At 71.3% G+C, this 3,923-nt stretch carries 5 protein-coding genes; 1 reads left to right on the forward strand and 4 read right to left on the reverse strand.

The window, feature by feature from the left end; genetic code table 11:
• Positions 1 to 281 (reverse strand): RsmG family class I SAM-dependent methyltransferase (locus I53_RS18570; RefSeq protein WP_043353340.1); only part of this gene is annotated, 281 nt, incomplete at its 3' end.
• Positions 278 to 2,185, reverse strand: a complete 1,908-nt coding sequence (gene mnmG, locus I53_RS18575; RefSeq protein WP_043353342.1) for a tRNA uridine-5-carboxymethylaminomethyl(34) synthesis enzyme MnmG — start codon at positions 2,183 to 2,185, stop codon at positions 278 to 280. The genes I53_RS18570 and mnmG, both read right to left, overlap by 4 nt.
• A 416-nt stretch (positions 2,186 to 2,601) precedes the next feature.
• Here mnmG and I53_RS34050 point away from each other — a divergent pair, with 416 nt between their 5' ends.
• Positions 2,602 to 2,751 (forward strand): hypothetical protein, encoded by a 150-nt coding sequence (locus I53_RS34050; protein WP_164706362.1) that lies wholly within the window; start codon positions 2,602 to 2,604, stop codon positions 2,749 to 2,751.
• A 159-nt stretch (positions 2,752 to 2,910) separates the two neighbouring features.
• Here I53_RS34050 and I53_RS18580 read toward each other — a convergent pair whose 3' ends face one another.
• Both I53_RS18580 and I53_RS18585 read right to left on the reverse strand, forming a co-directional pair.
• The gene (locus tag I53_RS18580; RefSeq protein WP_043353346.1) at positions 2,911 to 3,132 is read right to left on the reverse strand and encodes a heavy-metal-associated domain-containing protein; all 222 of its coding nucleotides are present in this window, start codon (positions 3,130 to 3,132) and stop codon (positions 2,911 to 2,913) included.
• A gap of 85 nt (positions 3,133 to 3,217) precedes the next feature.
• The coding region (locus tag I53_RS18585; protein WP_043353344.1) for a MipA/OmpV family protein at positions 3,218 to 3,923 on the reverse strand (706 nt) is incomplete at its 5' end.

A 3,923-nucleotide genomic window follows, 5' to 3' on the forward strand; every position in this document is an offset into this window, starting at 1 on the left:
ACCCGGATGCCGCGCTCCTGGCCGGCGATGGCCAGGATCAGGCCGGGGATGCCCGCGCCGGAGCCGAGATCGAGCCACGTGCGCGCCTCCGGTGCCAGGTCGAGCAGCTGGAGCGCGTCGTCGATATGGCGGCTCCAGACCTCCGTCAGCGTCGCCGGGCCGACGAGGTTCTTGATGGGCTGCCAGCGCCGCAGCTGGGCCACGTAGAGGTCGAGCCGCTCGGCTGTTTCACGTGAAACACCGGCAGCCGCGAGGACGCGGGCGCGATCCGGATCGCTCATGCCGAAAGCGGGTCCACGGGGGCCGCGACCGGGACCGATCGGGCGCCGCGCCGCGCATGCGCGGCCAGCAGGGTCAGGGCCGCCGGCGTCACGCCCTCGATCCGCGCCGCCTGTCCGAGGGTCCCGGGGCGCACGGTCTCGAGCTTCACCCGCATCTCGTTGGAGAGCCCGCTGATCGTCGCGTAATCCAGGGCCGGCGGCAGGCGCACCGCCTCGTCCCGGCGGAAGGCCGCGATGTCCGCGTTCTGACGATCGAGATAGACCGCGTAGGTAGCGTCGGTCTTCATCCGGTCGGCGATCCGCGGGGCGACATCCGCGAGGTCCGGCCACACCGCCGCCAGATCGGACCACGCGATCTCCGGATAGGCCAGCAGCTGGAAGCCCGTGCGGCGGATGCCGTCGCGGTTCAGGCTGATCCCATGGGACGCGGCCTGGCTCGGCGTCAGGCTCACGGCTTCGAGGCGGGCGCGGGCTTCGTCCAGGGCCGCCTGTCCGGCCGCGTAATGGGCCGCCCGGTCTCCGCCGACGCAGCCCAGCGCGATCCCCCGCGGCGTCAGCCGGGCGTCGGCATTGTCGACCCGCAGGGACAGCCGATACTCCGAGCGCGAGGTGAACATCCGGTAGGGCTCGCTGACCCCCTGGGTCACGAGGTCGTCGATCATCACGCCGAGATACGACTCGGCCCGGTCGAAGCCCACGATGCTGCGGCCGCCCGCGTGCCGAGCGGCGTTGAGGCCGGCCACCAGCCCCTGGCCGGCCGCCTCCTCGTAGCCCGTGGTGCCGTTGATCTGGCCGGCCAGGAACAGGCCCGGCAGGCGCTTCACCTGCAGGCCGACATCGAGTTCCCGGGGATCGACGTAATCGTACTCGATGGCGTAGCCCGGCCGGCGGATCGCGGCCCGCTCCAGCCCGGGGATCAGGCGGACGAGATCGTGCTGGACCTCCTCCGGCAGCGCCGTGGAAATGCCGTTCGGGTAGATCGTCGGATCGTCGAGGCCTTCGGGCTCCAGGAAGATCTGGTGCCCTTCCCGGTCGCCGAAGCGCACGACCTTGTCCTCGATCGATGGACAGTAGCGCGGGCCCCGGCTGGCGATCCCGCCGGAATACATCGGCGAGCGGTGCAGGTTGGCGCGGATCAAGTCATGGACGGCCTGGCTCGTCCGGGTGATGCCGCAGCGGATCTGTGGCGTCGTGATCCGCTCGGTGAGCGTCGAGAACGGCACCGGCTCGGCGTCGGCCTCCTGCATCTCCAGGCCCGACCAATCGATGGTCCGTCCGTCGAGGCGCGGGGGCGTACCGGTCTTCAGGCGGCCGAGGCGAAGGCCGAGGCGGTCGAGGGTCTGCGCCAGCCCGATCGCCGGCGCCTCACCGACCCGGCCCGCCGGGATCTGCCGCTCGCCGATATGGATCAGCCCGCGCAGGAAGGTGCCGGTGGTCAGCACCACTGCGCCGCAGGCGAGGGTGCGCCCATCCGCCAGACCGAGGCCGCAGAGGTGGCCATCCGCGTCGAAGGTCAGATCCTCGCAGGCGCCCGCGATCACCGTGAGTCCCGCGGTCTCGGCGACGGCGGCCTGCATGGCGGCGGCGTAGAGCTTGCGGTCGGCCTGGGTCCGGGGGCCGCGCACCGCCGGCCCCTTGCGACGGTTGAGCAGGCGGAACTGAATGCCCGCCGCGTCGGCGACGCGACCCATCAGCCCGTCCAGGGCGTCGACCTCGCGGACGAGATGGCCCTTGCCGAGACCGCCGATGGCCGGGTTGCACGACATCGCCCCGATCGTCGCCGGATCGTGGGTGACCAGCGCCGTGCGCGCGCCGCAGCGCGCGGCCGCGGCCGCGGCCTCGACGCCGGCATGGCCGCCGCCGACGACCGCGACGTCGAACCGGGCGGAGGAGGTGGTGAGCATGGGGTGACGAGCAGCCTTTCGCAGACATCCCGCCGCGGATGCGGGTGACGCACACCCGCTGTCCTCCGGACTCGAGCCCGGGGGCGGCGGTTCTTCCGGGAGGTCTAAGCGGGGGCGGGCGCGGCGGTCAACGCATCCCCGTCGTCCTTCGCCAGACGCGGCCTCCGTCCTAGTCGCCGGTCGAAGCCGCAAATGGATACGATATTCGGTGCGATCGAGGCGCCGAGATCTATCGTCACCTCAAGCATTGCTCGTGGAGGATGCGTGAGGACTTGGCTATCGTCGCTTGCCAGTCACCCCGGACCGTGCAAGTCTTGCGCCGTGACTTCATCCTGAACGGACAGCGCCGTCCGGCAGGCTCACGAGAGGGGCTGTTTCGCCGCGTCGCGGGGCGACGCGGGATGAGGAGATTCGACATGTCGTCCCTGACGATCGGTCTGGGGGCCGCCTGCTGCGCGGCCGGCGCCGCCGCCCATTTCCTCGACCGCACCCAGCGCAAGGAAGGGCTGTTCGGCCTCGCGGGCTTTGCCCTGCTGCTGACGGGGATGTTCCTGAGCCGCTCCTGAGTGGGGTTCCTCGGAGGCCGGCCATCATCGTCCCGATACCTGCTCGGTCAGGACGCCTGCTTGGCTAGGATGACGGCTTGGCCAGGACGATGGAGCGCCGCGACGTCTGCTGCCGCAGCCCGACACCCCGGATCCGGCGTTCCGGGACCCGACTCGGCGTCAGCCCGTCATGGCCGTCGCGGTGTAGCCGGCCTTGGTCAGGGCCTCGGCGAGGGTGAGCGCCTGCGCGCCGGTGCGGATCGCCACCCGCCCGGCGTCCCGGTCGACCTGCACGTCGGCCGCGGGATCGATCCGCTTCACCGTGCGGGTCACCGCGGCGGCGCAGCCGTCGCAGGTCATCCCCTCCACCCGCATCAGCAGGTCGGTGCGCGTCTCGTCCATCCGGGCCTCCATCAGCCGTATCGCCTTCCGTCGTATCGCCGGGATGTCGGGCCCGGGTGCGACCGGTGCAAGCCGTGCGTGCGGCTCAGAACAGCGCAGGCATCCGGAAGGCGTAATCGATCCGCAGGCCGAACTGGTACTGATTGGGATTGCCGAAGGGTCGACGCACGAGCGGGCTGTTGCCGGAGGCGCCCAGGATGCGGGTATAGCCGGCATAGGCCGTGTAGGCCCAGGTCTCGCTCTGCGTGTAGGTCACGCCGCCGAGCACGCCCGCCGAGTAGAAGCTGCGCGGGTCGTAGGGGGTGACGCGCCCGTTCAGCGCCGCCTCGATCGGGGAGACGCCGAAATACTTCCGGGCGTAGCTGGCATCGCCGATGTTCAGGCGCGGCCCGATGGAGAACAGGAACTTCTCCGCGGGGATCAGGTAGTCGGCCGCCACCGAGCCGACCGTGCCGTGGTGACCGTAGAGGCCCTGGCGCACCTCGACGCGGGTCCGGATGAACGAGACCGGGTAGAACTCCGCGAACACGCCCGGCTCCACCGCGAAGCGGGCGTCGCGGAAGCCGTACAGGTGCCGCCGGTCGTCGCCGTAATAGCGCCCCGGCACGAAGCGCGCGGTCGGGCCGATCCGGAACGACTCGGTGTCGAACAGCGACAGGCTGAACCCGTCATCCGGCGTCGAGAAGCGGCGCGGCTCGCCCACCCGGCGGATATCGATCGAGGGATAGCCGACGGCCGTGTAGTCGCTGGCGCCGGGATAGCGCGGCACGGCCTGGATCGAGCCGCTCAGC

Source organism: Methylobacterium sp. B1, from assembly GCF_000333255.1.
Lineage (GTDB): Bacteria > Pseudomonadota > Alphaproteobacteria > Rhizobiales > Beijerinckiaceae > Methylobacterium > Methylobacterium fujisawaense.

Excerpts from the sequence above, each read along its gene's own strand:
- mnmG (WP_043353342.1), bottom strand. The coding sequence starts at position 2,185 with ATGCTCACCACCTCCTCCGCCCGGTTCGACGTCGCGGTCGTCGGCGGC.
- I53_RS34050 (WP_164706362.1), top strand. The coding sequence starts at position 2,602 with ATGTCGTCCCTGACGATCGGTCTGGGGGCCGCCTGCTGCGCGGCCGGC.
- I53_RS18580 (WP_043353346.1), bottom strand. The coding sequence starts at position 3,132 with ATGGACGAGACGCGCACCGACCTGCTGATGCGGGTGGAGGGGATGACC.